This window comes from Streptomyces sp. NPDC024687 (genome assembly GCF_055559055.1).
On record NZ_JBVHLJ010000004.1, the window covers coordinates 644,601 to 669,011 of the forward strand.

Annotated in this window: 26 protein-coding genes; 11 read left to right on the forward strand and 15 right to left on the reverse strand. The window is 72.2% G+C overall.

Annotated elements, in window-relative coordinates; translation table 11 throughout:
• Positions 1-51 precede the first annotated feature (51 nt).
• From ACZ39I_RS19580 to ACZ39I_RS19590, 3 genes are all read right to left on the reverse strand, one after another.
• Complete coding sequence (locus tag ACZ39I_RS19580; RefSeq protein ID WP_467245600.1) at positions 52-636, reverse strand: Rv1733c family protein; 585 nt, start codon at positions 634-636, stop codon at positions 52-54.
• 117 nt (positions 637-753) lie between these two features.
• Positions 754-1,524, reverse strand: a complete 771-nt coding sequence (locus ACZ39I_RS19585) for a ferredoxin reductase (RefSeq protein ID WP_467245601.1) — start codon at positions 1,522-1,524, stop codon at positions 754-756.
• Positions 1,517-2,122: a sulfite oxidase-like oxidoreductase gene (locus ACZ39I_RS19590; protein WP_352386179.1), complete on the reverse strand. Its 606-nt coding sequence runs from the start codon at positions 2,120-2,122 to the stop codon at positions 1,517-1,519. Before ACZ39I_RS19590 ends, ACZ39I_RS19585 begins: the two co-directional genes overlap by 8 nt.
• A 171-nt stretch (positions 2,123-2,293) precedes the next feature.
• Between ACZ39I_RS19590 and ACZ39I_RS19595 the strand changes: the two genes are divergently transcribed.
• Together ACZ39I_RS19595 and ACZ39I_RS19600 are read left to right on the forward strand one after the other, a co-directional pair.
• Complete coding sequence (locus ACZ39I_RS19595; RefSeq protein WP_467245602.1) at positions 2,294-3,211, forward strand: NADP-dependent oxidoreductase; 918 nt, start codon at positions 2,294-2,296, stop codon at positions 3,209-3,211.
• Positions 3,208-3,918, forward strand: coding sequence for a GNAT family N-acetyltransferase (locus ACZ39I_RS19600; protein ID WP_467245603.1), 711 nt, complete (start codon positions 3,208-3,210; stop codon positions 3,916-3,918). Before ACZ39I_RS19595 ends, ACZ39I_RS19600 begins: the two co-directional genes overlap by 4 nt.
• On the opposite strand, the gene ACZ39I_RS19605 is transcribed toward ACZ39I_RS19600, so the two are convergent.
• Positions 3,915-4,355 carry a MarR family winged helix-turn-helix transcriptional regulator gene (locus ACZ39I_RS19605; protein ID WP_467245604.1) on the reverse strand — a complete coding sequence of 147 codons (441 nt, stop codon included), beginning with the start codon at positions 4,353-4,355 and terminating at the stop codon, positions 3,915-3,917. The genes ACZ39I_RS19600 and ACZ39I_RS19605 overlap by 4 nt on opposite strands.
• A gap of 222 nt (positions 4,356-4,577) precedes the next feature.
• On the opposite strand from ACZ39I_RS19605, the gene ACZ39I_RS19610 reads away from it, so the two are divergent.
• Positions 4,578-5,372, forward strand: coding sequence for a putative protein N(5)-glutamine methyltransferase (locus ACZ39I_RS19610; protein WP_467245605.1), 795 nt, complete (start codon positions 4,578-4,580; stop codon positions 5,370-5,372).
• Here ACZ39I_RS19610 and ACZ39I_RS19615 read toward each other — a convergent pair.
• Positions 5,369-6,298, reverse strand: coding sequence for a LysR family transcriptional regulator (locus tag ACZ39I_RS19615; RefSeq protein WP_467245606.1), 930 nt, complete (start codon positions 6,296-6,298; stop codon positions 5,369-5,371). The genes ACZ39I_RS19610 and ACZ39I_RS19615 overlap by 4 nt on opposite strands.
• Before the next feature lie 133 nt (positions 6,299-6,431).
• Between ACZ39I_RS19615 and ACZ39I_RS19620 the strand changes: the two genes are divergently transcribed.
• A complete protein-coding gene (locus ACZ39I_RS19620; RefSeq protein WP_467245607.1) occupies positions 6,432-7,682 on the forward strand; it encodes an MFS transporter in 1,251 nt (416 codons plus the stop codon).
• 199 nt (positions 7,683-7,881) lie between these two features.
• Here ACZ39I_RS19620 and ACZ39I_RS19625 read toward each other — a convergent pair whose 3' ends face one another.
• Positions 7,882-9,963: a SpoIIE family protein phosphatase gene (locus ACZ39I_RS19625; RefSeq protein ID WP_467245608.1), complete on the reverse strand. Its 2,082-nt coding sequence runs from the start codon at positions 9,961-9,963 to the stop codon at positions 7,882-7,884.
• Between the two features lie 260 nt (positions 9,964-10,223).
• Between ACZ39I_RS19625 and ACZ39I_RS19630 the strand changes: the two genes are divergently transcribed.
• Together ACZ39I_RS19630 and ACZ39I_RS19635 are read left to right on the forward strand one after the other, a co-directional pair.
• Positions 10,224-11,099, forward strand: a complete 876-nt coding sequence (locus ACZ39I_RS19630) for a hypothetical protein (protein WP_467245609.1) — start codon at positions 10,224-10,226, stop codon at positions 11,097-11,099.
• A 251-nt stretch (positions 11,100-11,350) separates the two neighbouring features.
• On the forward strand, positions 11,351-11,719 hold the full coding sequence (locus ACZ39I_RS19635; RefSeq protein ID WP_467245610.1) for a hypothetical protein: 369 nt from the start codon (positions 11,351-11,353) through the stop codon (positions 11,717-11,719).
• A gap of 69 nt (positions 11,720-11,788) precedes the next feature.
• On the opposite strand, the gene ACZ39I_RS19640 is transcribed toward ACZ39I_RS19635, so the two are convergent.
• Entirely contained in the window at positions 11,789-12,556 is a 768-nt protein-coding gene (locus ACZ39I_RS19640; protein ID WP_467245611.1) for an SDR family oxidoreductase, read from the reverse strand.
• A 128-nt stretch (positions 12,557-12,684) separates the two neighbouring features.
• Here ACZ39I_RS19640 and ACZ39I_RS19645 point away from each other — a divergent pair, with 128 nt between their 5' ends.
• The 3 genes from ACZ39I_RS19645 to ACZ39I_RS19655 all read left to right on the forward strand — a co-directional run bounded on the left by ACZ39I_RS19645 (position 12,685) and on the right by ACZ39I_RS19655 (position 16,251).
• The gene (locus ACZ39I_RS19645; protein ID WP_467245612.1) at positions 12,685-13,551 is read left to right on the forward strand and encodes a helix-turn-helix transcriptional regulator; all 867 of its coding nucleotides are present in this window, start codon (positions 12,685-12,687) and stop codon (positions 13,549-13,551) included.
• A gap of 108 nt (positions 13,552-13,659) precedes the next feature.
• Entirely contained in the window at positions 13,660-15,675 is a 2,016-nt protein-coding gene (locus tag ACZ39I_RS19650) for an FAD-dependent oxidoreductase (protein ID WP_467245613.1), read from the forward strand.
• A 33-nt stretch (positions 15,676-15,708) separates the two neighbouring features.
• The gene (locus tag ACZ39I_RS19655; protein WP_467245614.1) at positions 15,709-16,251 is read left to right on the forward strand and encodes a PadR family transcriptional regulator; all 543 of its coding nucleotides are present in this window, start codon (positions 15,709-15,711) and stop codon (positions 16,249-16,251) included.
• Positions 16,252-16,286: 35 nt separating this feature from the next.
• Here the strand turns inward: ACZ39I_RS19655 and ACZ39I_RS19660 are convergent, their stop codons facing one another.
• Positions 16,287-16,838 (reverse strand): hypothetical protein, encoded by a 552-nt coding sequence (locus ACZ39I_RS19660; protein ID WP_467245615.1) that lies wholly within the window; start codon positions 16,836-16,838, stop codon positions 16,287-16,289.
• Between the two features lie 188 nt (positions 16,839-17,026).
• On the reverse strand, positions 17,027-18,007 hold the full coding sequence (locus ACZ39I_RS19665; RefSeq protein WP_467245617.1) for a fibronectin type III domain-containing protein: 981 nt from the start codon (positions 18,005-18,007) through the stop codon (positions 17,027-17,029).
• Between the two features lie 347 nt (positions 18,008-18,354).
• On the opposite strand from ACZ39I_RS19665, the gene ACZ39I_RS19670 reads away from it, so the two are divergent.
• Positions 18,355-19,080 (forward strand): glycoside hydrolase family 75 protein, encoded by a 726-nt coding sequence (locus ACZ39I_RS19670; protein ID WP_467245618.1) that lies wholly within the window; start codon positions 18,355-18,357, stop codon positions 19,078-19,080.
• Here the strand turns inward: ACZ39I_RS19670 and ACZ39I_RS19675 are convergent.
• From ACZ39I_RS19675 to ACZ39I_RS19695, 5 genes are all read right to left on the reverse strand, one after another.
• Positions 19,065-19,475, reverse strand: a complete 411-nt coding sequence (locus tag ACZ39I_RS19675; RefSeq protein ID WP_467245619.1) for a PTS-dependent dihydroxyacetone kinase phosphotransferase subunit DhaM — start codon at positions 19,473-19,475, stop codon at positions 19,065-19,067. The genes ACZ39I_RS19670 and ACZ39I_RS19675 overlap by 16 nt on opposite strands.
• Positions 19,468-20,067: a dihydroxyacetone kinase subunit DhaL gene (gene dhaL / locus ACZ39I_RS19680; protein ID WP_467245620.1), complete on the reverse strand. Its 600-nt coding sequence runs from the start codon at positions 20,065-20,067 to the stop codon at positions 19,468-19,470. The genes ACZ39I_RS19675 and dhaL overlap by 8 nt, the downstream gene beginning before the upstream one ends.
• A 37-nt stretch (positions 20,068-20,104) precedes the next feature.
• Positions 20,105-21,097, reverse strand: coding sequence for a dihydroxyacetone kinase subunit DhaK (gene dhaK, locus ACZ39I_RS19685; protein ID WP_352386144.1), 993 nt, complete (start codon positions 21,095-21,097; stop codon positions 20,105-20,107).
• A 130-nt stretch (positions 21,098-21,227) separates the two neighbouring features.
• Positions 21,228-21,896, reverse strand: coding sequence for a TetR/AcrR family transcriptional regulator (locus tag ACZ39I_RS19690; protein ID WP_467245621.1), 669 nt, complete (start codon positions 21,894-21,896; stop codon positions 21,228-21,230).
• On the reverse strand, positions 21,896-22,300 hold the full coding sequence (locus ACZ39I_RS19695; RefSeq protein WP_467245622.1) for a PaaI family thioesterase: 405 nt from the start codon (positions 22,298-22,300) through the stop codon (positions 21,896-21,898). The genes ACZ39I_RS19690 and ACZ39I_RS19695 overlap by 1 nt, the downstream gene beginning before the upstream one ends.
• A gap of 100 nt (positions 22,301-22,400) precedes the next feature.
• Here ACZ39I_RS19695 and ACZ39I_RS19700 point away from each other — a divergent pair, with 100 nt between their 5' ends.
• Positions 22,401-23,054, forward strand: a complete 654-nt coding sequence (locus ACZ39I_RS19700) for an NAD(P)H-binding protein (RefSeq protein ID WP_467245623.1) — start codon at positions 22,401-22,403, stop codon at positions 23,052-23,054.
• A gap of 41 nt (positions 23,055-23,095) precedes the next feature.
• Here the strand turns inward: ACZ39I_RS19700 and efeB are convergent, their stop codons facing one another.
• Positions 23,096-24,367: an iron uptake transporter deferrochelatase/peroxidase subunit gene (gene efeB / locus ACZ39I_RS19705; RefSeq protein ID WP_467245712.1), complete on the reverse strand. Its 1,272-nt coding sequence runs from the start codon at positions 24,365-24,367 to the stop codon at positions 23,096-23,098.
• Between the last annotated feature and the right edge of the window lie 44 nt (positions 24,368-24,411).

A 24,411-nucleotide genomic window follows, 5' to 3' on the forward strand; every position in this document is an offset into this window, starting at 1 on the left:
TGTCGCCGGACGAATCGCCAGGCTTTTGCGGGCGCCCCGGGACCCTCGTGGTCAGGCCCGGCGGCGGGTCCACTGCGGCTCGGTGAGAGCCCAGTCGCGTTCCCACTCGACGAGCCGCCGGCGGTCCGCCACACCGCGGACGACCGAGTGACCGAGAAGGATCACGGCGATCGAGCCGCCCGCGCCACAGGCGCCCATCACCAGGGTGTGCTGCCAGATCGCCGTCTCGTCCGGAGGTGCGGTCACGCTCCGGCCCCGGGAGTCGAACCACACGTCGACCGTGTCGCCCCGGTCGGTACCCGCCGGGACCCGGGCCGTGGCGGTCTTCGTGGCGCCGCCCGCCTCCGTCCAGCGCACGGTCACTCGGTAGGAGCGTTCCCGGCCGCCCTGGACCGTGGGCGGCGCGTCCGGAACCCTGTCGACGACCTCCGCACGGACCCGATGGCGTTCGGAGCGCTGCTCGGCCGCCACCGTGCGGGCGTCGTCATGCGCCCACCAGCCCACCACCGCGCCGATCAGCGGCGCGGCAACCAGCATCAGTACAGCGACGGCCAGCACCGTCCACGCCTCGACGACGTCCGACCGGCGCCTGAGCGGATTGCGCCGCCAGCGCCAGCCGCGCACCCGGGTTCGCATGTCGACCTCCGCACCCCGCACCCCTGCGAGTGGGCCTACAGATGTAGTACCCCTCCATCCGCGTCGTTCACGTGTGGTGGGGCGCACATATGCGTCCGGTGCGCCTGCGCACCACCGTCAGCCGAAGCGCTCGATCCGGATACGGTCCACCGGCTGACCGGCCTCCACCAGCAGCCGCGAGGCATGCTCGGCGAACGCGTTGGAACCGCACACATAGGCCTCCCACCCAGCTTCCGGCTGATCGGCCAGGAGTGGCGCCACATGTGCGGCCGACATACGTCCCACGGGCACCCCGTCCGGGGCGCTCCGCGTGAACACCGGGGTCGTCTCGGCACCGAGCTCCCGCGCGTAGATCAGCTCCTCGGGGCTGCGTGCCGACACCAGCAGCCGCAGCGGCACGGACAGCCCGCGCGCCCGGTGGTGGCGCACCATCGACATCAGCGGTACGACCCCGGAACCGGCCCCGATCAGCAGCGCGGGCCGGTCGCCGGGCCAGGCGAAGAAACCGCTCAGCGGCCCCCGCACCTCGACCTTGTCACCGGGCTCGGCCACCGTGTGGAACCAGGTCGAGACCTCGCCGCCCTCGACATGGTCCAGGGTCAGCTCGATGTGCCCGGAGTCCTCCGGCGGCGACGCGAGCGAGTAGTGGCGCTGGGCCGTGTAGCCGTCCTCGGCGGTCAGCCGCAGCATCAGGTGCTGGCCGGGCAGATGCCCCTGCCACCCGGGCACGGCGAAGCGGAACGTGGACGCGAAGGGCGTCTCGCGGCGGACCTCGGTGAGTGTGGCGGTCTGCCACTCGGAGGCGGCCCGGTTGCTGACGGCGATCCGCCCGGGCACCGCGAACCGCGTGACCGGAGCGAAGGCGGGGGAGGAGAGTGCCTCAGTCACCGGAGTACCTCTGCTCCTCCCACGGGTTGCCCCGCGCGTGATAGCCGTTCTGCTCCCAGAAACCCGGCTCGTCGTGGTCGAGCAGCGTGAGTCCCGCGACCCACTTGGCGCTCTTCCAGAAGTACAGGTGCGGCACCAACAGCCGCGCCGGGCCGCCGTGTTCGGCGGGCAGCGGCTTCCCGTCGTACTCCCACGCGATCCAGGCCCGCCCCCCGGTCAGGTCCGCGAGCGGCAGGTTCGTGGTGTACCCGGTGTGCGAGTACGCGACGGCATGGGTGGCGGACCCATGTGGCCGCGCCACAGCCAAGAACGCGTCCAGTGACACACCCGCGAACCGCACCCCGAACTTCGACCAGCTCGTCACACAGTGGATGTCACCCTCGTAGGCCGACGCGGGCAGCGTGTGCGCCTCGTCCCAGTCCCAGGTGTGGGGTCGTTCGACCAGTCCGTCCACCCGGAACGTCCAGTCGGCCGGCGACAGGTCCGGCGTGACCTCCGCGGACAGGACGGGCCAGTCGTCGCCCGCGTCGTACTGGCCGGGTGGCAGCCCGCCGTTCGGGACGCGGGGGCGTCCGGTGAAGCCTCGGGTGACGTTCATGCATCAACCGTACGCTGTCGTCGCGGCGTGCTCCGTCCCAGGTCAGTGCCCCGATCGTTGCGGCCGCATGAACACTGTGCGGCACCGGGAATAGCCGCCGCGCACCACTCTTTGGCGCTGGAGTGCCGGGCCGGTGTCCCGGCACTCCAGCGCGAGAGAGTGAGGAAGCAGATGCCCAAGGCGTACGTCTTCACGCGGTACGGCGGACCGGAGACCGAGGCGTTCGTGGACGTGGACCGGCCGGGTCCCGGCCCCGGACAGCTTCTGGTGGCCGTCCACGCGGCGGGCGTGAACCCTGTGGACTGGAAGCAGCGCACGGGCTACCGGCGCCCCGGCGAGAGCGATGAGCGCGTCTTCCCCGTCGTGTTCGGCAACGAGGTCTCCGGGGTCGTCGAGGAGGTCGGGGACGGCGTCGAGGGGTTCGCCGTCGGGGACGCGGTCTTCGGCACCGCGCTGGCCGGCGGCTACACCGAATACACCCTGGTGCCGGCCGCCATCGCCGCTCACAAGCCCGCGGAGCTGTCCCACACGGTGGCCGCCACCCTGCCCGTCGCCGCCGCGACCGCGTACGACGGCGTCCGCCAGCTCGACCCGCCCTCGGGCGCCACGCTGCTGGTGACCGGCGCGGGCGGGGGAGTCGGCGCGGCGGCCGTACAGATCGCCCGCGCCCTCGGCCTGAGGGGCGTCGGGGTCGCGAGCGAGGGCAAGAAGGACTTCGTCGCGTCGCTCGGCGCCGAGCACGTGGCTTCCGGTCCCGGCTGGGCCGAGAGGGCCCGGGCGAGCGCACCGGACGCCGTCTACGACCTGGTGGGCGGTCAGGTGCTCGCCGAGGCCGCCGAGGTGCTCACCGACCGGGCGAAGCTGATCACCGCCGGCGCCCCGGAGGAGGACGTGCGGCGGCTGGGCGGCGCGCGGGTGGGGCGGGCCCGCAACGCGGCCGTACTGGAGAAGGTCGCCCGGCTCGTCCTCAAGGGGGACCTGGACCCGCACCTCACCGAGACGTTTCCCCTCGACAGGGCGGGCGACACCCTGCGCACCGTCGAGGAAGGCCACGCCCGCGGCAAGACGGTCATCGAGGTCACCCGATGAGCGCCGGCGCACGGCACGTCCTCGACAACCCGGCCCTCGCCTCCCTGACCGGCCCGCACGCCCACTTCGCCGAGAAGCGCGGCCGGGTGCTGCGCTACCCCACCGACGTCTCGCCGTGGCTCGCCCTGCCCGACGAACCCGACGCCGGCGACTGGGCCGACCTCGCGGCGCTCGCGGGTGCCGGCGCGGAGGTGCCGCTGCCGGGCTACGCGGGCCAGGTGCCCGAGGGCTGGGAGACCACCTTCCAGATCGAGGGCGTGCAGTTGGTCGACGACGGTCTCGACGCCGCGCCCGACCCGGAGGCGGTCCGCCTCGGCCCCGCCGACGTGCCCGAGATCCTCGACCTGATCGCCCGCACCCAGCCCGGACCCTTCCTGCCCCGCACCATCGAGATGGGCACCTACCTGGGCATACGCCGGGACGGCGCCCTCGTCGCGATGGCAGGGGAGCGGCTGCATCTGCCGGGCTGGACCGAGATCAGCGCGGTCTGCACCGACCCCGCCGCCCGCGGCCAGGGCCTCGCGACCCGGCTCATCCGTGCCGTCGCCCACGGCATACGAGAGCGCGGTGAGACGCCCTTCCTGCACACCAGCGCCGCGAACACCTCTGCCGTCCGGCTCTACGAGTCCCTCGGCTTCCGGCTGCGGCGTACCACCGCGTTCCTCGCCGCACGGGCTCCCGAGCGGTTGCCGGAGGCGGTCTCCTAGACATCGTCGTCCTCCGGACCGGGCCAGGCGTTGTAGCGCACGAGGTACCCGGCGAACCGCTCCAGGTCCTCCTGCGACCACTCCGCGAGCCGCTCGCCGACGGCCACGCGGCGGCTCACCGTGACCCGGGCCAGGATGCGCCGGCCGGCCTCGGTCAGATGCAGCACCTGGACCCGGTGATCCTCCGGGTCCTGGCGCCGCTCGATCAGCCCGGCCCGCTCCAGAGCGGCGACCTGGCGGCTCACCGTGGACTTGTCCAGGGCGTAATGGGCGGCCAGGTCGGTGGCGCGGCAGCCGTCGCGCTCCTCCAGATGCCCGAGGAGTGTGTACGACACCAGCGACAGCTCGGGATGCAGGCGGCCCGCCGAGGCCCGGGCCCGTCGCGCGAAGACCGTCATCTCGCGCTGGATCGTCTCCACGGCCGTTGCAGCTTCCACCGGACCTCCCTCGCAGTACTGGTTGCAGAGTACAACTCCCCGCGCCCTGAGGTAGGGTGGCCCTCCGGCTGAGGGCGGTCCCAGCCGTGAGGTACCGAGGAGGTGAGACCCATCGACGCTGTGTCAGATCGGGTGCTCTCTCCTCGAACCGGCGCGGATCACCGCCGCTAGGCCCAGGTGACCGCGGGAGCGCCCTTCGGCTTTCGAAAGGCTCCCGGCTTCATGCCTTCACTCTCTCCCCGCTACACCTCCGCCGACTCCGTCGTCGCCGCCCTGCGCACCGCGGGCTGTGTCTTCGCCGAGGACGAGGCCCGGCTGATCCTCGCCGCCGCCCGCACCCCGGCCGAACTGGCCGACATGGTCGACCGCAGGGTCATCGGCCACCCCCTCGAACTCGTCGTCGGCTGGGCCGAGTTCCGGGGACTGCGCATCACCGTGGCGCCCGGCGTCTTCGTGCCGCGCCGTCGCACCGAGTTCCTCGTCGACCAGGCCCTCGCCCGGGTGCCGGACGCCTCGGTCGTCGTGGACCTGTGCTGCGGCTCGGGTGCGGTCGGCGCCGCGCTCACCGCCGCGCTGGGCCCGATCGAACTGCACGCCGCCGACATCGACCCGGCCGCGGTGGACTGTGCCCGGCGCAACACCGCCGACGCGGGCGGCCGGGTCCACACCGGCGACCTCTTCGAGGCCCTCCCCGCCGACCTGCGCGGCCGTATCGACATCCTCGCGGCCAACGTGCCCTACGTCCCCACCGACGAGGTCGCCCTCCTCCCCACCGAGGCCCGTGACCACGAGCCCCTGGTCGCCCTCGACGGCGGCACGGACGGCCTGGACATCCTGCGCCGGGTCGCTGCCGAGGCCCCTCGATGGCTCGCCCCCGGCGGCTGCCTCCTCGTGGAGACCAGCGAACGCCAGTCCGCCGCCGCCCTCGACGCCTTCACCCACAGCGGCCTGACACCCCGCCTGGCGGTCTCGGAGGAGCTGTACGCCCATGTCGTGATCGGCACCAGGACGGCTTAGGCCCAGCTCGGAGCCCACGTCCCCACATCCGGCGGGTCGGGATGTGTGGCGTGCAGATGGGACCGGAGGGCGGCGAGCGCCGGGTGCGGGTTGTCGGCGCGCCAGAGAAGGGAGTGCGGGTAGACCGGCGTCGGCCCGTGGACCGGGATACGGCGCAGGTCCTGGTCGGACAGCCAGACCAGCCGGGTCAGCTCGCCGACCAGGGTCGCGAGGGTGGGGGAGTCGGCGATGGTGTCGAGCAGGGGGTCGGTGCCGAAATCGGGGCCGGTGACCTCGATGGTCAGGCCGAAGGCGGCGGCGAGGTCGTCGTAGTAGGTGCCCCACTCGGTTCCGGTGACCAGGCCGGGCATCCAGATGCGGTGCCCGGCCAGCCGGGAGAGTTCCACCGAGCGGGCTCCCGCGAACGCGTGGCCGGGGCCGGTGAGCAGTTGGACCGGTTCGTCGTAGACCCGCACGGACTCGATGCCGTCGGTGGACTGCTGCCCCGCGGAGTGCGGGACGGCGCGGAACGTGGCGTCGATCGTGCCGGACCGGAGGGCGGCGAGCGCCGCGTCGGCGTTGAAGAGGGGGACGACGTCCAGCTCGACACCGGGGTGCGCGCGGTGGAAGGCGCGCAGCAGCTCCGCGGGGGCGAGCCGGCGGCCGATCACGTCGACGCGCAGTGCTCGACTGCCCGGTCGTACCGAAGCGGCCGCCCGTTCCGCGACCCGGAGCAGTTCGCGGGCGTGCGGCAGGAACGCCTGTCCGTCGATGGTCAGCCGCGCGCCGCGCGGGGTACGGGTGAACAGTCGCGCCCCGAGGTCCTTCTCCAGCGCGGCGACCCGCTTCGACACGGCCTGCTGGGTGACCGCCAGCCCGTCGGCGGCCTCCTGGAACCGCCCCGCGTCCGCCACGGCGACGAAGGTGCGTACGGCGTCGAGATCCATGCCGGAAGCCTAGTCCGGCACCGCACAACCGGCGGTTGTGACCGGTCGGTGCCGTGGTTGTTTGATCGGCAGGCCCGGCACTCGGTTGGATGGCGTCGGTCAACGTGGAGTTGTCGGCGAGGGGGGTTCGGGCGTGGGTGCGAGACGGTCGCTGGGGCGGCGGTTCGGGTGGCTGTGGGCGGCCTACGCGGTCAGCGCGTTCGGCACCTCGCTGTCGTTCGGCGCCTTCCCCCTCATCGCCGTCCTGGTGCTGCACGCCGGCCCCGCCGCGGTGTCCGCGCTGGCGGCCGCCGGTCTCGCGGTCGGGGCGGCGGTGGCCGTACCGCTCGGGCCCTGGGTGGAGTTCCGCCGCAAGAGACCGGTGATGGTCGCGATGGACCTGGTGCGCTTCGCCGCCCTGCTGAGCGTGCCCGCCGCGTACGCGCTCGGTGCGCTCGGCTACGTCCAGCTCCTGGCCGTGTCGGTGGTCGTCGCGGCGGCCGACATCACGTTCACCGCCGCCTCCGGGGCCTTCCTCAAGTCGCTTGTCGGCCCGGACGACCTGTTGGTCGCCAACGGCCGGTTCGAGGCCACGAACTGGACCAGCATCGTGATCGGACCTCCCCTCGGCGGGGCCGCCATCGGGCTCTTCGGTCCCGTGACGACCCTGCTGGCCGACGGCGTGAGCTACCTGCTGTCGGCCCTGGGGATCCGCGCGATCGGCGCAGGCGAGCCACGGCCCGTCCCCACCGCCGGGGAGGCGAAGGGGTCCCTTCTGGAGGGCTGGCGTCACATCCTCGCCGGCCCCAGCCTGCGCCCCCTGTTCTTCAACACGGTCCTCGTCAACGCCCTGATCATGGTGCCGGTGCCGCTGCTGACCGTCCTCATGCTGGGCCCGCTGGGCTTCGCCCCCTGGCAGTACGCCCTCGCGTTCTCGGTGCCCTGCCTCGGCGGCCTGCTCGGCTCACGGATGGCACTCCCTCTGGTCACCCGGTTCGGAGAGCACCGTGTCCTGATCACCTCCGGCATCCTGCGCGCGTGCTGGCCCCTCGGCCTGGCCTTCGTCGGCCCCGGTACGGCCGGGCTGCTCCTCGTGATGGGCGTCGAGCTCGGGGTGATCACCTCCTGTGCCGTCTTCAACCCGGTGTTCTCCACCCACCGGCTGCGGATGACACCGACGGACCGGGTGGTCCGCACCCTCTCCGCCTGGTCGGTGACGGGCAAGCTGACCACCGCGGCCCTGACCGCGCTGTGGGGCCTGCTGGCCACGCTGACCGGAACCCGTGAGGCGATCGCGCTGGCCGGCCTCCTGCTGCTGGCCACCCCGCTCCTGCTGCCCCGGCGGTCCACCGCCGTACCCGACGCGAGTCAGGACGCCCTGCCCTCTTCCGCCGGGTCCCCGTGACGGCGGGCGCCCGGGCCGGAAGGCGTGTCGGGGCAGTCGTTCTCCCCGGTTCCGATGAGGACCCGGGCGGCGGTCCTGGTGCCGCCGCCGTCGAGCCAGCCGGTCACCTGGACCGTGGTGCCCGGCGCAGGCGATCGTGCCGGTGGCGGCCAGGACGCCGACCGGAGCGCATTCCCCCCGCCCCGTGTGCCGGGCGCACTCAGGTCGCAGGCGTCTGCACCCGTGCGATCAGCAGTGCCACGTCGTCGGAGTTGTCCGGCTGGTGCAGGGTGCGCAGCAGCAGGTCGCAGATGTCCTCCAGCGGGCCGTCGGGGGTGTCGAGCAGGTCGAGGAGCGCGTCCAGGCGCTCGTCGAGCGGATGCTGGCGGGTCTCGACGAGACCGTCCGTGTACAGCACGAGCCGGTCACCGGGTGCGAGGTCGACGGTGGTCGTGGAGAACGCGACACCGCCCACGCCCAGCGGCGCCCCCGTGGGGAGTTCGAGCAGCTCGGGGGGACGGCCGGGGCGCAGGCGTACCGGCGGCAGATGCCCGGCGTTGGCGATCCGGCACTGCGAGAGCCGCGGGTCGTACACGGCGTACACGCACGTGGCGATGGAGTGGTCCAGCTCCTCGGTGATCCGGTCGAGGTGTTCGAGGAGCCTGGCCGGGTCGAGGTCGAGGGAGGCCAGGGTGTTCGTCGCGGTGCGCAGCCGGCCCATCGTCGCGGCGGCGTTGATTCCGCTGCCCATCACATCGCCCACGACCAACGCGGTCTTGCCCTCGTCCAGGGGGATCACGTCGAACCAGTCGCCGCCGACCTCGGCGGTGGCGCCCGCGGGCTGGTAGCGGGAGGCGACCTCCAGGCCGCCGGTCACGGAGGGGTGGCTGGGCAGCAGACTGCGCTGGAGGGTCAGAGCGGTGTTGCGGGCGTCCTGGTACCAGCGGGCGTTGTCGATCTGCACCGCCGCGCGGGCCGCCAGCTCCCGAGCCAGCAGCACGTCGTCCTCGCCGAACGGCTCCGGGTTGCGGATGCGCTTGAGGTCGAGGGCGCCGAGCACCTCGCCGCGCGCGATCAGCGGCACGGCCAGATAGGAGTGCAGGCCGGCCCTGGCCAGCTGTGCGGCGGCCTCGGGTGAGCGGGCGATGCGGACGAGGTCCTCGGGCCCGACCTGAGCCACCAGGACCGGGTTCCCCGTGCGCACGCACTCGGTGACCAGGCGCTCGGGGGCGTACCGGGCGACCTGTCCGGGCGGATCGGCCGCGGCCAGGGCGTCCGGGGCACCGGCCGCCTCGACGGCCAGGGGACGCATCACGGCGGGCTCGGTGGGCCGCAGGGTGCTCGGCCTGCCCTGCACCACCGCCTCCAGCAGGTCCACGGCCGCCACGTCCGCGAGCTCCGGCACGGCCACGTCGGCCAGCTCCCGGGCGGTGCGGTCCAGGTCGAGGGTGGTGCCGATGCGGGCGGAGGCGTCGGCGACGAGCGCGAGGCGGCGCCGGGCCGTCTCGGCCTCCACGGTCGCCAGATGCTGCTCCGTGACGTCCAGCACCGAGCCCGCCACGCCCAGGACGGTCCCCAGCGCGTCCTCCAGGCGGTACAGCGACACCGACCAGGCGTGGTCCGTGTCGGGATCCGCGGGTGTACGGCCGATCGTGTGCTGGTCGACCAGCGGCTTGCCGGTCCGCAGCACCTCCCGGGCGGCGGCCTCGAAGGCGGCCACGTCGAGATGGGGCAGCACCTCGCCGATCTTCCGGCCGACATGTTCCTCGGCCGGCACACCGTTCAGCTGCTCCAGGGCCGGGTTCACCGAGACGTACCGCAGCTCGGTGTCCAGCACGGCCAGCCCGATCGGGGACTGGGAGACCATCCGGGCGGACAGCGCCACGTCCCGCTCCAGGCGGCGCACGGTCGACTGGTCGGCGCACAGCCCGAGCGCGTAGACGTCACCGTGGTCGTCCAGCAGCCGCATGTTGCGGAACTCCACCAGCTTGGTGGAGCCGTCCTTGCGCCGAATGGGGAACGCGCCGGCCCAGCTCTGGCCGGTCTCCATGACGTCGGCGAACAGCTTGACGACCAGGTCGGCGTGCTGCTCGTGGATCATCAGATGGGCCGCGTACTGCCCCAGCGCCTCCGGCGCGGTGTAGCCGAACAGTTCCTCGGCCTGCGGGCTCCACAGCACGATGTGGCCCTGGGCGTCCAGCACCACCGAGGCCATGCCCAACTCGTCGAGCAGCCCGCTCGGCCGTACCGCCCCGCGCGGGGGGTCTCCACCCTCTGACGCGGGTATTCCGGCTGCACCCATTGCACGAACCGCCTTAGACCGTCCTCGCGGCACGCCGTACCCCCGTGCCGACTCCCCTTGTTCTACCGCGTTCAACCGTCTGCGTGACCACGCGGTCGTGTTCTTCCACCATCTCTCAACACGGGGGCGCGCGTCCGGTGAAGTGCGCCGGGGTGACGAAGGCCGCTCGTTCATTCGATTGGTCTGTACATGACTGGCGTGGGCACGTCAGACTGTCGCCGACCCACCGCACCCCGCCCCAGGAGCCCCGGGAGTCATCCATGCCCCTGCGCGCCAGACAGCGTTGTCACGCGCTCCTCGCCGCCCTCGTCACCCTCACCGCGACGGCCCTCCTGGCCGCCGCACCGCCGGCCTCCGCGGCCGACACCTGGACCGAGACCGGTTCCGACCGGGCCAACCCGCTCACCGAGAGCCAGGGCCTCACCTCGGTCGAGGTCCCCGCCGGATCCGCCAACCGGTACACCGGCATCGGCACCATCCCCATCGGCGTCTCCAGCCGCGGCTGGAACCACGTGGGCGACCCGGACGCCTCCTACGACGGCCACTACATCGAGCCCTACCAGGCCGACTCCGGCACCGCGAAGATGTTCCGGGTGCAGGCGCCCGACGGCACCTGGTCCGAGTACGTCCACTCACTCAGCCCCGGCGAGGCGCTCAACAACTCCTGGGCCGCGATCTCACCCGACGGACAGTGGATGCTGTCCGGTGAGTGGGGCACCATGACCCGCCTGCTGGTCTTCCCCACGCCCGGCGTCAACGCGAGCACCTCTCCCTCGGCGAACCTTCCGCAGGCGGCCACCGTCACCCTCGACCACGCCGTCCGGGACGTACAGGGCTGCGACTTCCTGAGCGCCACCCAGCTGCTGTGCTCCTCCGACGACCCGGCGGGCACGCTCTTCGGCTACACCAAGCCGCTCCTCCAGATCGACCTGTCCGTCGCCTCGACCGGCTCGGCGAACGTCTCCGGGCATGTCACGGCACTGCGCCGGCTGCCCCTCAGGAGCTCCTGCTCGGGCGAGTTCGAGGCGGAGGGCATCGACTACGACCGCCGTACCGCAACCCTGCGTGTGATCGTCGTCTCGCCCGGCTTCTGCGTCCTGACGGATAGCAAGACGTACCGCTTCACCAGGAGTTGAGCCCCTGACGGGCGGGTGCCGGCCCTCCTCGGAATGGGGGCCGGCACCGATGGCGGGGCCCCTGTGGCCGGATGCGACGGTGGCACAACCGTCCTGGCGCCTTCCTGACCGCCGCGTTCCGGGCCCGCCTCGGTGGACCCGCGGACGCCGCCGCTGGTAGTGCTTCGGGAAACGTGGTGCTTTTCTGGGGGTGTGGCGCGGCTCGCGGGGAACCCGGCGGACTGGTCATCGCCACGAGAGGAGCGACCACGATGGATCGTGAGCAAGCGCACGAGGAGTCCGTCTCCCTGGAGATCAGTGGAGGCAGCGCGGAGGACGCGCGGATCGTCTTCGACACGCTGGCCGCGTGTTTCGAGTCGGACCGGGGTGCCGACGAGGTGCCGCAGCAGCTTCATGAGTCGCGGCCGATGGTGTGGCTGGGGACCTTCGAGGTGACCGAGGCGCGTTCCTGCCCGCCGCCCGCCCCGTTGTCGTCCTCCGTCGAGATCGACGCGCAGGGCGGGTACTGGGCCATCGACAAGCTTCGGAAGACGTTGGACTCGACGTTCACGGTGCGGGACCTTTCGTCCGCGTCGGGGGACCAGGAGCGGGAGCTGCACGTGCGGCTCGAGAGCCGTTGACGGACTGCCGGTACTCCAGGGCGACGGGGTGGCCGGTCGCGCGATCGGGCGCGACCGGCCACCCCGTGGTCAGCCCTGCCGCACCGGTACCACCACCATCTCCGCGACGTTGACGTTGGGCGGGGCCGCGGTCGCGAAAGCGACGGCCTCCGCGATGTCGTCCGCGTGCAGGGGCTGCACGTCGGTGCGCAGGCGGGACAGGGTCGCCCGTGTCGGGGCGTCCCGCATGTCCCCGCCCAGTTCGGTGGTGGTGACCCCCGGCTCGATGTTCTTCACGCGCACTCCGCGCGGGCCCAGCTCGGCGCGGAGATTGCGCGTGAGATGGGCCACGGCCGCCTTGGTGGCGCAGTAGACGGACCAGTCGGGGAAGAGCAGATGCCCGCCCACGGAACCGACGTGGACGAGGTCCGCCGGGCCGCCGCGGGAGGCCGCCGCGAGGAGATCGTCGGTGAAGGCGCGGGAGGTGTGCAGCAGACCGCGCAGGTTGACGTCGATCATGCGGTCCCACTCGTCGGTCGCGGCGCGCTCGAAGGGGGCGCCCAGCATGACGCCGGCGTTGGCCACGACCAGGTCGACGGTGCCGAGCGTCCCGGTAACGGCGGCGGCCGCCCGCGAGAGGGCCTCGGCGTCGGTCACGTCCACGGCGACGGGCAGGACCGCTCCGCCGGCCGAGGAGCGCAGCTCGTCCGCCAGCGTCTTGAGGCGGTCCTCGCGGCGGCCCAGCAGTGCGACGCTCGCTCCGGCGGCGGCGAGGCGCCGTGCCGTGGCCGCGCCGATCCCGCTGGTGGCACCGGTGACGACCGCGACGCGGTGGGTGAGGTTCCAGGTGTGTGTCATGCCGTCAACGGTGGGACCGGCCCCGGCCTAGGACCAGGCCGTATCGCCCCGAGGAGAACGGATCGTAGGAGTACCGCGGCCACCTTGCGGACTCCCGTGGGCCCCCGCCCGGATCTAGGGTCGAGGGCATGGACAGTGACAACAGGCTCGGTCTCTTCCTGCGCGCCCGGCGCGCCCTCGTCCGGCCCGAGGACGCGGGGCTGCCTGCCGGAAGCCGGCGCCGGGTGGCGGGCCTGCGCCGCGAAGAGGTGGCGGTGCTGGCCGGGGTCAGCACCGACTACTACGTGCGCCTGGAGCAGGGGCGTGAGCGGAACCCCTCGGCACAGGTGGTCGACGCGCTGGCACGGGTCCTGGGCCTGGAGGAGGACGCCGTCGAGCATCTGCACGGGCTGGCCCGTCCCGTCGCCGACCGTTCCCGGGGCGGCCCGCGGCCCGACCCGGTGAACCCCGTGCTGCTGCGGATGATGGAGGGCTGGCACCGCACTCCGGCGGTGGTCCTGGACCGTTGCCTGACCGTGCTGGCCCACAACGTCCTCGGTGGGGCGCTGTTCGCCGGTCACACCCACAGCGGCGACCTGCTGCGGCTCGTCTTCCTCGATCCGGACGCGCGCGGGTTCTATCCGGACTGGGAGCCCGTGGCGGTGAACACCGTGGCCGCGCTGCGGGCCGCCGCCGGAACCGGTCACGAGGACCCGCAACTGGTTGCCGCGGTCGGTGAACTGTCGCTGCGCAGCGGGGAGTTCCTCAGGCTCTGGGCCCGCCACGACATCCGCCGCAAGACCCGTGAGAGCAAACGCTTCCGGCATCCGCTGGTCGGCGAACTGACCCTGGACTATGAGTCGTTGACCGTCAACAGTGCCCCGGGACAGCAGCTGGTCGTCTACCAGGCCGAACCCGGCAGCCCGTCCGAGGAGGCGCTCGCGCTGCTGGGGAGCCTGGCCGCGGCCGGGACCGAGAGGTCCGACGAGGCAAGCGGCAAGAACACGCACAGCTGAAGCCGCCGACGTGGCTCGGATCACCCCCGGCCGGTTGTGCAACTAGTTGCACAAAGGTGTCGCGGTCCTCTACAACAGAGAGGCACGAGACCGCGACGGAGGGGCCCGATGAGCCGTTACCCGCACCTGCTGAACCCGCTCGACCTGGGCTTCACCACGCTGCCCAACCGCGTCCTGATGGGCTCCATGCACGTGGGCCTGGAGGAGGCCGAGCGCGGCTTCGAGCGCATGGCCGCCTTCTACGCGGAGCGGGCACGCGGGGGAGTGGGCCTGATCGTCACCGGCGGCATCGCGCCCAACGACGAGGGCCGGCCCGGCGAGGGCGGCGCCAAGCTCACCACCGACGCGGAGGCCGAGCAGCACCGGCAGATCACCGAGGCCGTGCACCGCGAGGGCGGCCGGATCGCGATGCAGATCCTGCACTTCGGGCGGTACGCCTACCACCGGGACCTCGTCGCCCCGAGCCCCCTCCAGGCGCCGATCAGCCCCTTCCCGCCCCGCGAACTCACCGACGCCGAGGTCGAGCGGACCATCGACGACTACGCCCGCGCCGCCCGCCTCGCCCGGCAGGCCGGCTACGACGGCGTGGAGATCATGGGCTCCGAGGGCTACCTCATCAACGAGTTCATCGCCGCGCAGACCAACCACCGCACCGACCGCTGGGGCGGCTCGTACGAGAACCGCATGCGCTTCCCCGTGGAGATCGTGCGGCGGGTGCGCGAGGCCGTCGGCGAGGACTTCATCATCGTCTACCGGCTGTCCATGCTGGACCTCGTCCCGGGCGGCTCGACGCTCGACGAGGTGATGACGCTCGCCAAGGCCGTCGAGGCCGCCGGGGCCACGATCATCAACACCGGCATCGGCTGGCACGAGGCCCGCATCCCCACCATCGCGACCTCGGTGCCGCGCGGCGCCTACACGTGGGTGACGAAGCGGCTCATGGGCGAGGTGTCGATCCCGCTCGTGACCACCAACCGCATCAACACCCCCGAACTGGCCGAGGAGTTGCTCGCCGACGGGTACGCGGACATGGTGTCGATGGCCCGCCCGATGCTGGCCGACCCGGAGTTCGTGAACAAGGCCGCCGAGGGCCGTCCCGATGCCATCAACACCTGCATCGGCTGCAACCAGGCTTGTCTCGACCACACCTTCAGCGGGAAGATCACCTCCTGTCTGGTCAACCCGCGCGCCTGCCACGAGACCGAACTGGTGCTGTCCCCGACCCGGCTGCGCAAGCGGGTGGCGGTGGTCGGAGCCGGTCCGGCGGGGCTCGCCTGCGCTGTCTCCGCAGCCGAACGCGGCCACGAGGTCACCCTGTTCGACGCCGCGAGCGAGATCGGCGGCCAGCTCAACGTCGCCCGCAAGGTCCCCGGCAAGCAGGAGTTCGACGAGACGATCCGCTACTTCCGCCACCAGCTCGACGCCCACGGCGTGGACGTACGGCTCAACACCCCTGTGACGTCCGGCGACTTGGATGCCTACGACGAGGTCGTCGTGGCCACCGGTGTCACCCCGCGCACCCCCGACATCCCGGGCGTCGACCACCCCAGCGTGGTCGGCTACCTCGACGTCCTGCGGGACGGCGCCCCAGTCGGCGACCGGGTGGCGATCCTCGGCGCCGGAGGCATCGGCTTCGACGTCGCCGAGTTCCTCACCGACGGCGGCGACAAGGCGCACGAGAACCCCGAGACGTACTTCCGTCAGTGGGGCGTCGACATGGACTACACGGCACCCGGCGGACTCGCGGCCCCCGAACGCCCCGCCCCGCCGCGCACTGTGCACCTCCTCCAGCGCAAGACCAGCAAGGTCGGCGCCGGACTCGGCAAGACCACCGGCTGGATCCACCGCACCGAGCTCAAGCACCGGGGCGTCACCATGGTCCCGGGTGTGCGCTACGACCGTATCGACGACGCCGGACTGCATGTCACCGTCGGTGAGGAGAGCACGGTCCTGGAGGTCGACACCGTCGTGCTGTGCACCGGGCAGGAGCCGCGCCGGGGCCTGTACGAGGAGCTCGTCGCCGCGGGCCGCAGCGCTCACCTGATCGGTGGCGCCGACGTGGCCGCCGAACTGGACGCCAAGCGGGCCATCAAGCAGGGCACCGAGGTCGCGGCCGCCCTCTGAGGCCCGTACCGGCGCCGTCCCTAGGATGACTCCATGTCACTCCCGCACGCGATCCTCACCGCACTGCTCGAAAGGCCGTCGGCGGGGCTGGACCTGACCCGCCGGTTCGACAGGTCGATCGGCTACTTCTGGTCGGCCTCGCACCAGCAGATCTATCGCGAGCTGGGAAAACTGGAGGCCGAGGGGTACATCCGGGCCCTGCCCGCGGCCCAGCCGACCCGCGGGCAGAAGAAGAGCTACGAGGTCCTGCCCGCGGGCCGCGCCGAACTCGAACGCTGGACGGCCGCGGCGCAGGACCCCAAGCCGCACCGGGACGCCCTGCTGTTGCGGCTGCGCGCGGCCGCCGTCGTCGGCACGGCGGGTCTGGAGGCCGACCTGCGCCGCCATCTCGACCTGCACCGGCGGCAGTTGGCCGAGTACGGGGAGATCGAGAAGCGCGACTTCCCACCCGGCAACGACAGCGCGCAGGCCAGGCTTCAGCACCTGGTCCTGCGCGCGGGCATCGAGCTGGAGACCTTCTGGACGCAGTGGCTCACCGAGGCACTGCGGGAGCTGGACGAACTCCCGGACTCCTGAAGGCTTTTCGGAGGCGACCGGCCCCCTGAAGGCGTTCAGAGGCGGTACGGCCGTGAGCGCCGGCGCAGGAACCACCCCGCGGCCACCGCGCCGACCGCCACCAGGCCGCCGCCGGCCGCCAGCGTCAGGGTGCCGTAGTCCTCGGTGGCGCCGCCGAGACCGCCCATGACACCGCGGGACGGGGAGGCCGTGGCCGTCGCCGAGATCGTGGGCGTGGCGGACCCCGAGACGATGATCGACTGGGTGCCCGCCGTGCTGTTGTTGTAGGCGCACATCACGATGACGGTGTACGTCCCGGGGCTCACGCTCGACCAGGCCGCGGACTGCAGGGAGGTGGTACCCGACAGGGCCACCTGCCGGCCCTGGCTGAAGTTCGCCTGGCTGCTGGTGAGCAGCGAGGCGGTGCCCCAGCCGCCGTTGGTCGCGGTACGGGAGCAGGCCGGTGTCGTGACGGAGACCGTGGATCCGGAGGTGCTCACGGAGATGCCCGATGCCGCGGCGGCCGGCCCGGCGGTCAGGGCGAGCGGCAGCGCGGCGACGGCCGCGACGGTCAGGCCGGAGCGGAGAAGTAGCTGTTCAGTGCGCATGGACTGCCCTCCGGCGGCACGGTCGGCGGAACATCCGTGGCGCCGCCGAGGTGGGGGAAGCCCGTGCTGCCTCAAGGACAGCCAATGTGCCCCCGGCCAGGCCCGCATGCGCTGCTGCGCCGGACAGGTGACGGATTGCTCCGTCCGGCGCAGACGTGAGCGGCCGTCATGGGAGAGCGGGGCGGGCGTCAGGGGGGAGCAGCGGCACCCGTCGTCACGGACCGCTCCGCCGACAGCCCGCCCCAGGTGCCGTCGGGCAGCCGCGCGCGGATCCGCACCCGGTGCCCCTCACCGGCCTCGCGCCCCAGATAGAAGCTGTACGTCGTCCTCCCGCGCGGAGGCGTCCCGCCGAACACGAGCGAGGTGGCCGCCCGGCCGTCCAGGTGGACCTGGTACTCCGTGACGACACCGTCCGTCCGGGGCGGCAGCCAGGACAGGTCGAGGTAGTACGCGCCGCCGTCCCCCCGCCGGGTGGTCGCACGGAAGTCCGTCGGTGCCGTGTCCCGGCCGTCGTCGCCGCCCGGAGTGGTCAGGCGGACGGTGTCCCCGGCCGGTGAGAGGTTGTCGGCCGCGTCCCGGGCCCGGACGGTGAAGGCGTAGCGGGTGCCCGGACGCAGCCCGGTGACCACGGCCGCCGTCTGGGCACCGCCCACACTGTGGATCTTCGTGCTGCCCTGGTAGATGTCGTACGACACCACGTCCCGGTCGTCCGCCGAGGCGGCCCAGCTCAGCTGGACGGCCCGGCTGCCCGCCGTCCGGCCCCGCAGCTCGCCGGGGCGGGTCGGGGCCGAGCGGTCCGCCGCCGCGGCCGCCGGAGTCGTCGCCCGCACCTCCCGGCTGGGCGGGCCGAGTCGCCCCTCGGTGTCGCGTGCCCGCACGGTGAAGGCGTACGGGGTGGCGGGCTCGAGCCTGACGACATCCACCATGTGCTGTGAACCGGGCACCTCCTCCACCTTTGTGGTGTCCCGATATACCTCGTAGCGCTCTATCCCCGCGCCGACGGCGTTCCACATCACGTGCACACTGGTCGCGCTGCCCGCGGCGGCCGTGACGCCCACCGGGGCGGCGGGCAGCCTGCCGCTCTCGCCGTCGTCCGGTCCGCCCCACCCGCAGGAGGCGACGAAGACCAGCGCGGCGCAGAGGCACAGGGGAACGGGAACGCCTCGCACGGCTCTGCCTCCCGGGAGAACACCACGGCAATGGTCCGGACCAATATGGCGCCGGGTGGCTGTCCGCAGCAAGAGGGCGGACCGTATGGGACGGACTCGGGAGAGTTACGTAGGCTGAATGCCTTCACGGCCGAACTCACCACGAGGTGACCGGAGTTCGTGCCGGTGGCGCGGGCCGCTGTCGTCGCTGTCCCGCGCCGTACGGGTGGCCGGTAGGCCGGGGTTCGTCGAGGGCTCGGGCCCCCGGCCCCTGCCCCGTCCGGCCCTTCTGCGGTGGCCGCTCGGCTGAAGCGGCATCAGATTGGGCTGAGTGCCCGTCAATGCCGCCGAGGAGAGGGACCCTTATCGTGCGTGTCCAGTCGCTGACGCTGGCCGCGGCAAGCGCCGCGCTGCTCGCCCCGACGACGTCCCCCGCCGTCGAGCACGCCGCCGCCCGGACCGAGCCGGTGGTGCGGCGCGAGGGGGCGGTCCTGGCCGCCGACCTCCTGGCCAGGGTGCGCACCTGCGAGCCCGTCTCACACGGCCGTTACCGCAGTGACGACGGCACGGCCGCGACCATCCCGGTCTGCGGCACCAGGGACGCCGTCTTCTGGAAGGCCGACATGGACATCGACTGCGACGGCCGGTCCGGCAGCCACTGCAACCGCCGCACCGACCCGCTGTTCTCCGACGCGACCGCCTTCGAGCAGTCCGACGGCCGCTATCTGAGCGCCGAAAGCCTGCCGTACATCGTGGTGCCGGCGCCGAGCCAGATCTGGGACTACCGCGAGCACGGGGTACGCGGCGGCGCGGTCGCGGCCGTCGTGTACGGGGACCGGGTGCAGTACGCCGTCGTCGGGGACGTGGGTCCCGGCCAGATCATCGGCGAGGCGTCCTACGCCACCGCGAAGGCCCTCGGGATCCGCCCCGATCCGCGCGGCGGCGGCACGCCCTCCGGCGTCACCTACATCGTCTTCAGGAACACGCAGGTGAAACCGATCGAGGACCATGCCGCCGCCGTCGCGACGGGGGAGCGGCTCGCGAAGCAGTTCGTCCAGGACAAGCCGCTCCCCCCGCGTCACACCTTCCGGTAGCTGTACGCCTCCGCGGCCGCCGCCTCCACCGCCGCGAGGTCCGCTCCGGTGGCCGCCGTGACGACCGCGGCCACCGCTCCCTCGACGAACGGCGCGTCCACCAGCCGCGTGCCCTCCGGGAGTTCGTCACCCTCCGCCAGCAGCGCCTTGACCGTGAGCACCGCACTGCCGAGGTCGGTCAGAACGGCGACCCCGGCGCCCCGGTCCACGGCGGCGGCCGCACCGGCGATCAGCTCCGCACTTGTACCGAGCCCACCGCCCTCGGTGCCCCCGGCCGCGGCGACGGGTACCTCCGTGCCACCGCCCGCGAGCGCCTTCGCCAGTTCCGCCACGGACGCGGCGACCTCCGCGCTGTGTGACACCAGAACGATCCCGACCAGCTTCGCGTCACTCACCTGCGGCCTCCGCGAGCGCGGCGATCAGCAGGGCGGCCGAGGTCGCGCCCGGGTCCTGGTGCCCGATGCTGCGCTCGCCGAGATAACTCGCCCTGCCCTTGCGGGCCTGCAACGGCGTGGTCGCCAGGGCCCCTTGCTCGGCGGCCGTCCGCGCCGCGGCGAAACCGGCGCCGAGCGCGTCGACGGCCGGCACCAGCGTGTCGATCATGGTCTTGTCACCCGGGGCGGCCCCGCCCAGCGTCATGACCGCCTCCACCCCGGCCCGCAGCGCCTCGGCGAGCTGCTCGGCACTGACCTCGCCGGCGTCCCCGAGCGCCTTGCCGGTCCGCCGCAGCAGAGTCCCGTACAGGGGTCCCGAAGCACCGCCGACCGTCGAGATCAACCGGCTTCCGGCGAGGGTGAGGACCGCGCCCGGGGTGTCCGGGGCCTCCTTCTCCAGGGTCGCGGTCACCGCGGTGAACCCGCGCTGGAGGTTGCTGCCGTGGTCGGCGTCACCGATGGGGGAGTCGAGGGCGGTCAGGTGCTCCGCCTCCCGGTCCACGGAGGCGGCGGTCGCCGTCATCCAACGGCGGAAGAAGTCGGCGTCGAGCACTGGATCTCCTTGCGTGGTCGGTACGTTGATCTCCTGCTCACACTCCCCAGCGCAGCCCCGGCGTCCGCACCGGCGCGTCCCACAGGCGGAGCAGCTCCTCGTCCACCTGGCACAGCGTGACCGAGGCGCCGGCCATGTCGAGCGAGGTGACGTAGTTGCCGACCAGGGTGCGGGCGACGGCGACCCCGCGGTCGGCGAGCACCCGCTGCACCTCGGCGTTGAAGCCGTACAGCTCCAGGAGCGGGGTGGCTCCCATGCCGTTGACCAGGACGAGCACGGGATTGCGCGGGCTCATGTCGTCCAGGATCGCGTGCACCGAGAAGTCGGCGATCTCCCGTGAGGTCATCATCGCCCGCCGCTCCCGGCCGGGCTCGCCGTGGATGCCGACCCCCAGTTCCAGCTCGCCGGCCGGCAGGTCGAAGGTGGGGCTGCCCTTGGCGGGCGTGGTGCACGCGCTGAGCGCGACGCCGAAACTCCGGGAGTTCTCGTTGACCTGCCGGGCTATCGCCTCCACCCGCTCGAGCGACTGTCCCTCCTCCGCCGCGGCCCCCGCGATCTTCTCCACGAACAGCGTGGCGCCGGTGCCCCGCCGACCTGCCGTGTAGAGGCTGTCGGTCACCGCCACGTCATCGTTGACCAGGACCTTCGCGACCTGGATGCCCTCGTCCTCGGCGAGCTCGGCCGCCATGTCGAAGTTGAGCACGTCACCCGTGTAGTTCTTCACGATGAACAGCACGCCGGCCCCACTGTCCACGGCGGCCGCCGCCCGCACCATCTGATCGGGCACCGGAGAGGTGAACACCTCGCCCGGGCAGGCCGCGGAGAGCATGCCGGGTCCGACGAATCCGCCGTGCAGCGGCTCGTGCCCGGAGCCACCGCCGGAGATCAGGGCGACCTTCCCGGCAACGGGGGCGTCCCGCCGTACGATCACCCGGTTCTCGACATCCACGGTCAACTCCGGATGGGCGGCCGCCATACCGCGCAGGGCGTCCGCGACCACGGACTCCGGAACGTTGATCAGCATCTTCATGGGTATCTCCTGGTGATATTCAGGCTGCGAGTGCTGCTTTCGGCAGTATCGACCTTGCGGCACCGGAGGTCACGCCGGGAGAGGTTCCGCTGTTCCGGTGACGGTCTGCGGCCGACCGGTCCCGGCGCATTCAGTCCGACTGCGGCACGCCGGCCAGTGAGGGTCTGATCATGTGGGACGCGGTGAGAAGGGCGCCGTGGACGGCCGACGACGCCGCCCGTCCGATGTAGCGCTCGCTGTCCGGAGGCCATGCGTCACGCTCCTGGTGGATCAGGAGAGAAACCGCCCCGTGCACGCCGGCACACAGCGCTCTGGCCGTTTCGGTCCTGCTCGTCACAGGAACCCCGGCATCAGCACAGGCCGCGACCTTGTCCCGGAAATAGCGGAAGCACTCGTCCTCGTTCCGGCGGCTGGCCTCGGTGGCCTCACCGGACATCACCAGTCGGTACTGGGCAGGATGACGAAGTCCGAACGCGATGTAGGCGACACACGTTTCGTACAGCGCCGTCACGGGGTCCGGGACGTCCCGGGACACCGCTTCCAGCTCAATGAACAGCGAGCTCCACACCCGCAGACACGTCGCATGGACGAGTTCCCGCTTCGAGGCGAAGTGGAGGTAGACGGCCGGCGGGCTGACTCCCGCACGGGTCGCCACCGCTCGAATCGTCACAGCCTCGGCGCCTCCGTCTTCCAGCAGCTGATCGGCGATGTCGAGAAGCTGGGTCCGGAGCAGGCCGCCCTGCCCCTTGGCGGCGCGCACCCGGGAACCGGTCACGGACACGGGTGCGTGACCGGGCATCAGGATGTCTTCGGTGTGACGCTGGTGACCACCTGGGTCACCCGCACGCACAGTTCGCCCTCGGCATCACGAATGTCGACCTCGATGACGCTGTTGCGGCCCAGCCGCAACGGACGAGCTGTCGCGACGACGCTCGTGCGTGCCGGCCGCAGAAAATGCGTGCTCGACTCGACGGTGGCCGGTGCGGCGCCGGCTGGACCGTTGAGTGCGGCGCACACGGCGGCACACACGTCGGCAAGCCCCATCAACGCCCCTCCGTGGAGGCCGCCGCCCACCGTGGAGAGGGAATGGTCGTGCGCCAGTCGGGCCTGCACGCCGGCTGCCGCCATTTCCTCGAACTCGACCCCGAGCGTCTTGGCGTACGGCGCGAGCGCGTAGACGTCATCGGCCTCAAGTGCGACCACGGGCCACTCCTCTCCTGGTTAACGGCGATAAGTTATCGTCGTTAACCAAGGTCGTCAACGAACAACACCCGAGTTGCATCGAGAGAACGGAGAAACAGAGGTGGACGTCTTCGTCATCGGCATCACCGGCGGCATCGGTGGTCTGCTCGCGCGGAAGCTGCTCTCTCGGGGAGACGCCGTCCACGGACTGGTTCGCCGGGAGGACCAGCAGGCCGAACTCGCGTCGCTGGGCGTGCACACCCGAGTGGGCGATCTCTCCGGCATGACCGTGGAGGAACTCGCGACAGCGTTCGGTGACGTCGACGTGATCGTCTTCAGTGCCGGATCGAACGGCGGCAGCAGGGAGGTCACGACAGCCGTCGACGGTGAGGGGGTCGTCAAGGCGATCGAGGCGGCACGTCTCGCCGGGGTGGAGCGCTTCGTGCTGGTGTCGGTGCTTCCGGAATCATGGCGGGAACGCGAGCTCCCGGACGAGGTCGAGTACTACTTCGCCGTGAAGAAGGGTGCGGACATCGCAGTCAGCCGCAGTGATCTGGATTGGCTGATCCTCCGTCCGTCACTCCTTCTCGACGGCCCGGGAACCGGCACCGTCTCCCTCGGGCCGGCGGAGTTCCACGGCCAGATCGCTCGCGACGACGTCGCCGCCACCCTCGCCGAACTGCTCCACGAACCCCGGATCGGCCGGCAGATCCTCGAACTCGACTCGGGATCGACACCCATCGAAGAGGCGGTCCGGGCCAACGTCCGCTCGTGAGGCCGCCGGCCGCAGGCGTAGCGGAGAGTTCCGCGTGGCCGTCACGGCGTGAGCAGTTCCCGCCCCAGCCAGTCGGCGGCGTCGCGGACACCCGGCAGCGCGAAGAAGTAGCCACCGCCCGTGGGGGAGATGTAGTCGACGAGCGGTTCGTCGATCAGACGGGTCTGGGTGGCCTCGAACTGGCGCCGCACGTCCTGCTGGTAGCAGCAGAAGACCAGGCCCATGTCCAGGTTGCCGACGTCGTCGATGCCGCGGTCGTAGTTGTAACCACGGCGCAGAATACGTGAGTTGTCGGTCGCGGTGGTGCGCGAGTTGGCGAGGCGGATGTGCGCGTCGAGGGGGATGCCGGTGCCGTGCGGGTCCTTGGCGTACTGCGGGACGTCGGTCTCCTTGGCGCCGTCGAGCGGGGCGCCGGTGTCCTTGCGGCGGCCGAACATCTGCTCCTGCTCGGTCAGCGAGACCCGGTCCCAGAACTCGACGAGCATCCGGATGACACGGATGACCTGGTAGCTGCCGCCGCGCGCCCAGGCCGGCTCGCCCTGTCCGTCGCCCACCCATACAAGCCGGTTCATCTCGCGGGCCGACGTGACCTCCGGGTTGGCGATGCCGTCCTTGAAGCCGAGGAGGTTGCGCTGGGCGCCACTGGGGCGGGGGACGTTCTGGAAGCCGTCGATGCGCCACTTGATCTGCATCGCGCCTCGGGTGTGCTTGGCGATGTCGCGCAGTGCGTGCAGCACCGTGTCCTGGCGGGCGGCGCAGAGTTGAAGGGACAGATCGCCGTGGCATGCGGCCGGATCGAGGTTGTCGTTGGGGAAGGTCCGCATCGGGGTGAGCCGGCGCGGCTTCGCCTTCGCCAGGCCGTAGCGGTCGTCGAACAGCGAGGCTCCGACGCCCACGGTGACGGTGAGGGCGTCGGCGGTGACGTCCGGGCCGAGGATGCCGTTGTCGGAGGGCGGGGCGCCGACGCCCAGGTCGGCGGGGGTGCCGCCCGCGGTCAGGAAACGGGCGCGAGCTGTCAACGTCCGCAGCAGCTCGGCCAGTTGCGCGCGGTCGTCGGCGATGACGTCGAAGGAGACGAAGGTGGCCGCGGCCGGTGCGGGGGTGAGGATGCCCGCCTGGTGGACGCCGTGGAAGGGCACCTTCGCGGTGCCGGCGGCGTCCGCGGCCTGTGCTTCGGCCGTGCCCCCGCTCGCGCTCAAGGCGAAGGCGCCGCCGGCCAGTGCCGCGCCCGCGGCCGAGGCGCCGAGGGCCGTTCGCACGAAGGAGCGGCGGCCGGCCCCGGCGGGACAGCCTGATGCTTCTCTCGACGGCATGGGGTGGTTCCCTCCGGGGTGCTGGCCCTGCTGCTCGTTGTTCT

Coding starts and splice junctions, on each gene's coding strand:
- ACZ39I_RS19580 (WP_467245600.1), bottom strand. CDS start 636: ATGCGAACCCGGGTGCGCGGCTGGCGCTGGCGGCGCAATCCGCTCAGG.
- ACZ39I_RS19590 (WP_352386179.1), bottom strand. CDS start 2,122: ATGAACGTCACCCGAGGCTTCACCGGACGCCCCCGCGTCCCGAACGGC.
- ACZ39I_RS19595 (WP_467245602.1), top strand. CDS start 2,294: ATGCCCAAGGCGTACGTCTTCACGCGGTACGGCGGACCGGAGACCGAG.
- ACZ39I_RS19600 (WP_467245603.1), top strand. CDS start 3,208: ATGAGCGCCGGCGCACGGCACGTCCTCGACAACCCGGCCCTCGCCTCC.
- ACZ39I_RS19610 (WP_467245605.1), top strand. CDS start 4,578: ATGCCTTCACTCTCTCCCCGCTACACCTCCGCCGACTCCGTCGTCGCC.
- ACZ39I_RS19615 (WP_467245606.1), bottom strand. CDS start 6,298: ATGGATCTCGACGCCGTACGCACCTTCGTCGCCGTGGCGGACGCGGGG.
- ACZ39I_RS19625 (WP_467245608.1), bottom strand. CDS start 9,963: ATGGGTGCAGCCGGAATACCCGCGTCAGAGGGTGGAGACCCCCCGCGC.
- ACZ39I_RS19630 (WP_467245609.1), top strand. CDS start 10,224: ATGCCCCTGCGCGCCAGACAGCGTTGTCACGCGCTCCTCGCCGCCCTC.
- ACZ39I_RS19635 (WP_467245610.1), top strand. CDS start 11,351: ATGGATCGTGAGCAAGCGCACGAGGAGTCCGTCTCCCTGGAGATCAGT.
- ACZ39I_RS19640 (WP_467245611.1), bottom strand. CDS start 12,556: ATGACACACACCTGGAACCTCACCCACCGCGTCGCGGTCGTCACCGGT.
- ACZ39I_RS19645 (WP_467245612.1), top strand. CDS start 12,685: ATGGACAGTGACAACAGGCTCGGTCTCTTCCTGCGCGCCCGGCGCGCC.
- ACZ39I_RS19650 (WP_467245613.1), top strand. CDS start 13,660: ATGAGCCGTTACCCGCACCTGCTGAACCCGCTCGACCTGGGCTTCACC.
- ACZ39I_RS19655 (WP_467245614.1), top strand. CDS start 15,709: ATGTCACTCCCGCACGCGATCCTCACCGCACTGCTCGAAAGGCCGTCG.
- ACZ39I_RS19660 (WP_467245615.1), bottom strand. CDS start 16,838: ATGCGCACTGAACAGCTACTTCTCCGCTCCGGCCTGACCGTCGCGGCC.
- dhaK (WP_352386144.1), bottom strand. CDS start 21,097: ATGAAGATGCTGATCAACGTTCCGGAGTCCGTGGTCGCGGACGCCCTG.
- ACZ39I_RS19690 (WP_467245621.1), bottom strand. CDS start 21,896: ATGCCCGGTCACGCACCCGTGTCCGTGACCGGTTCCCGGGTGCGCGCC.
- efeB (WP_467245712.1), bottom strand. CDS start 24,367: ATGCCGTCGAGAGAAGCATCAGGCTGTCCCGCCGGGGCCGGCCGCCGC.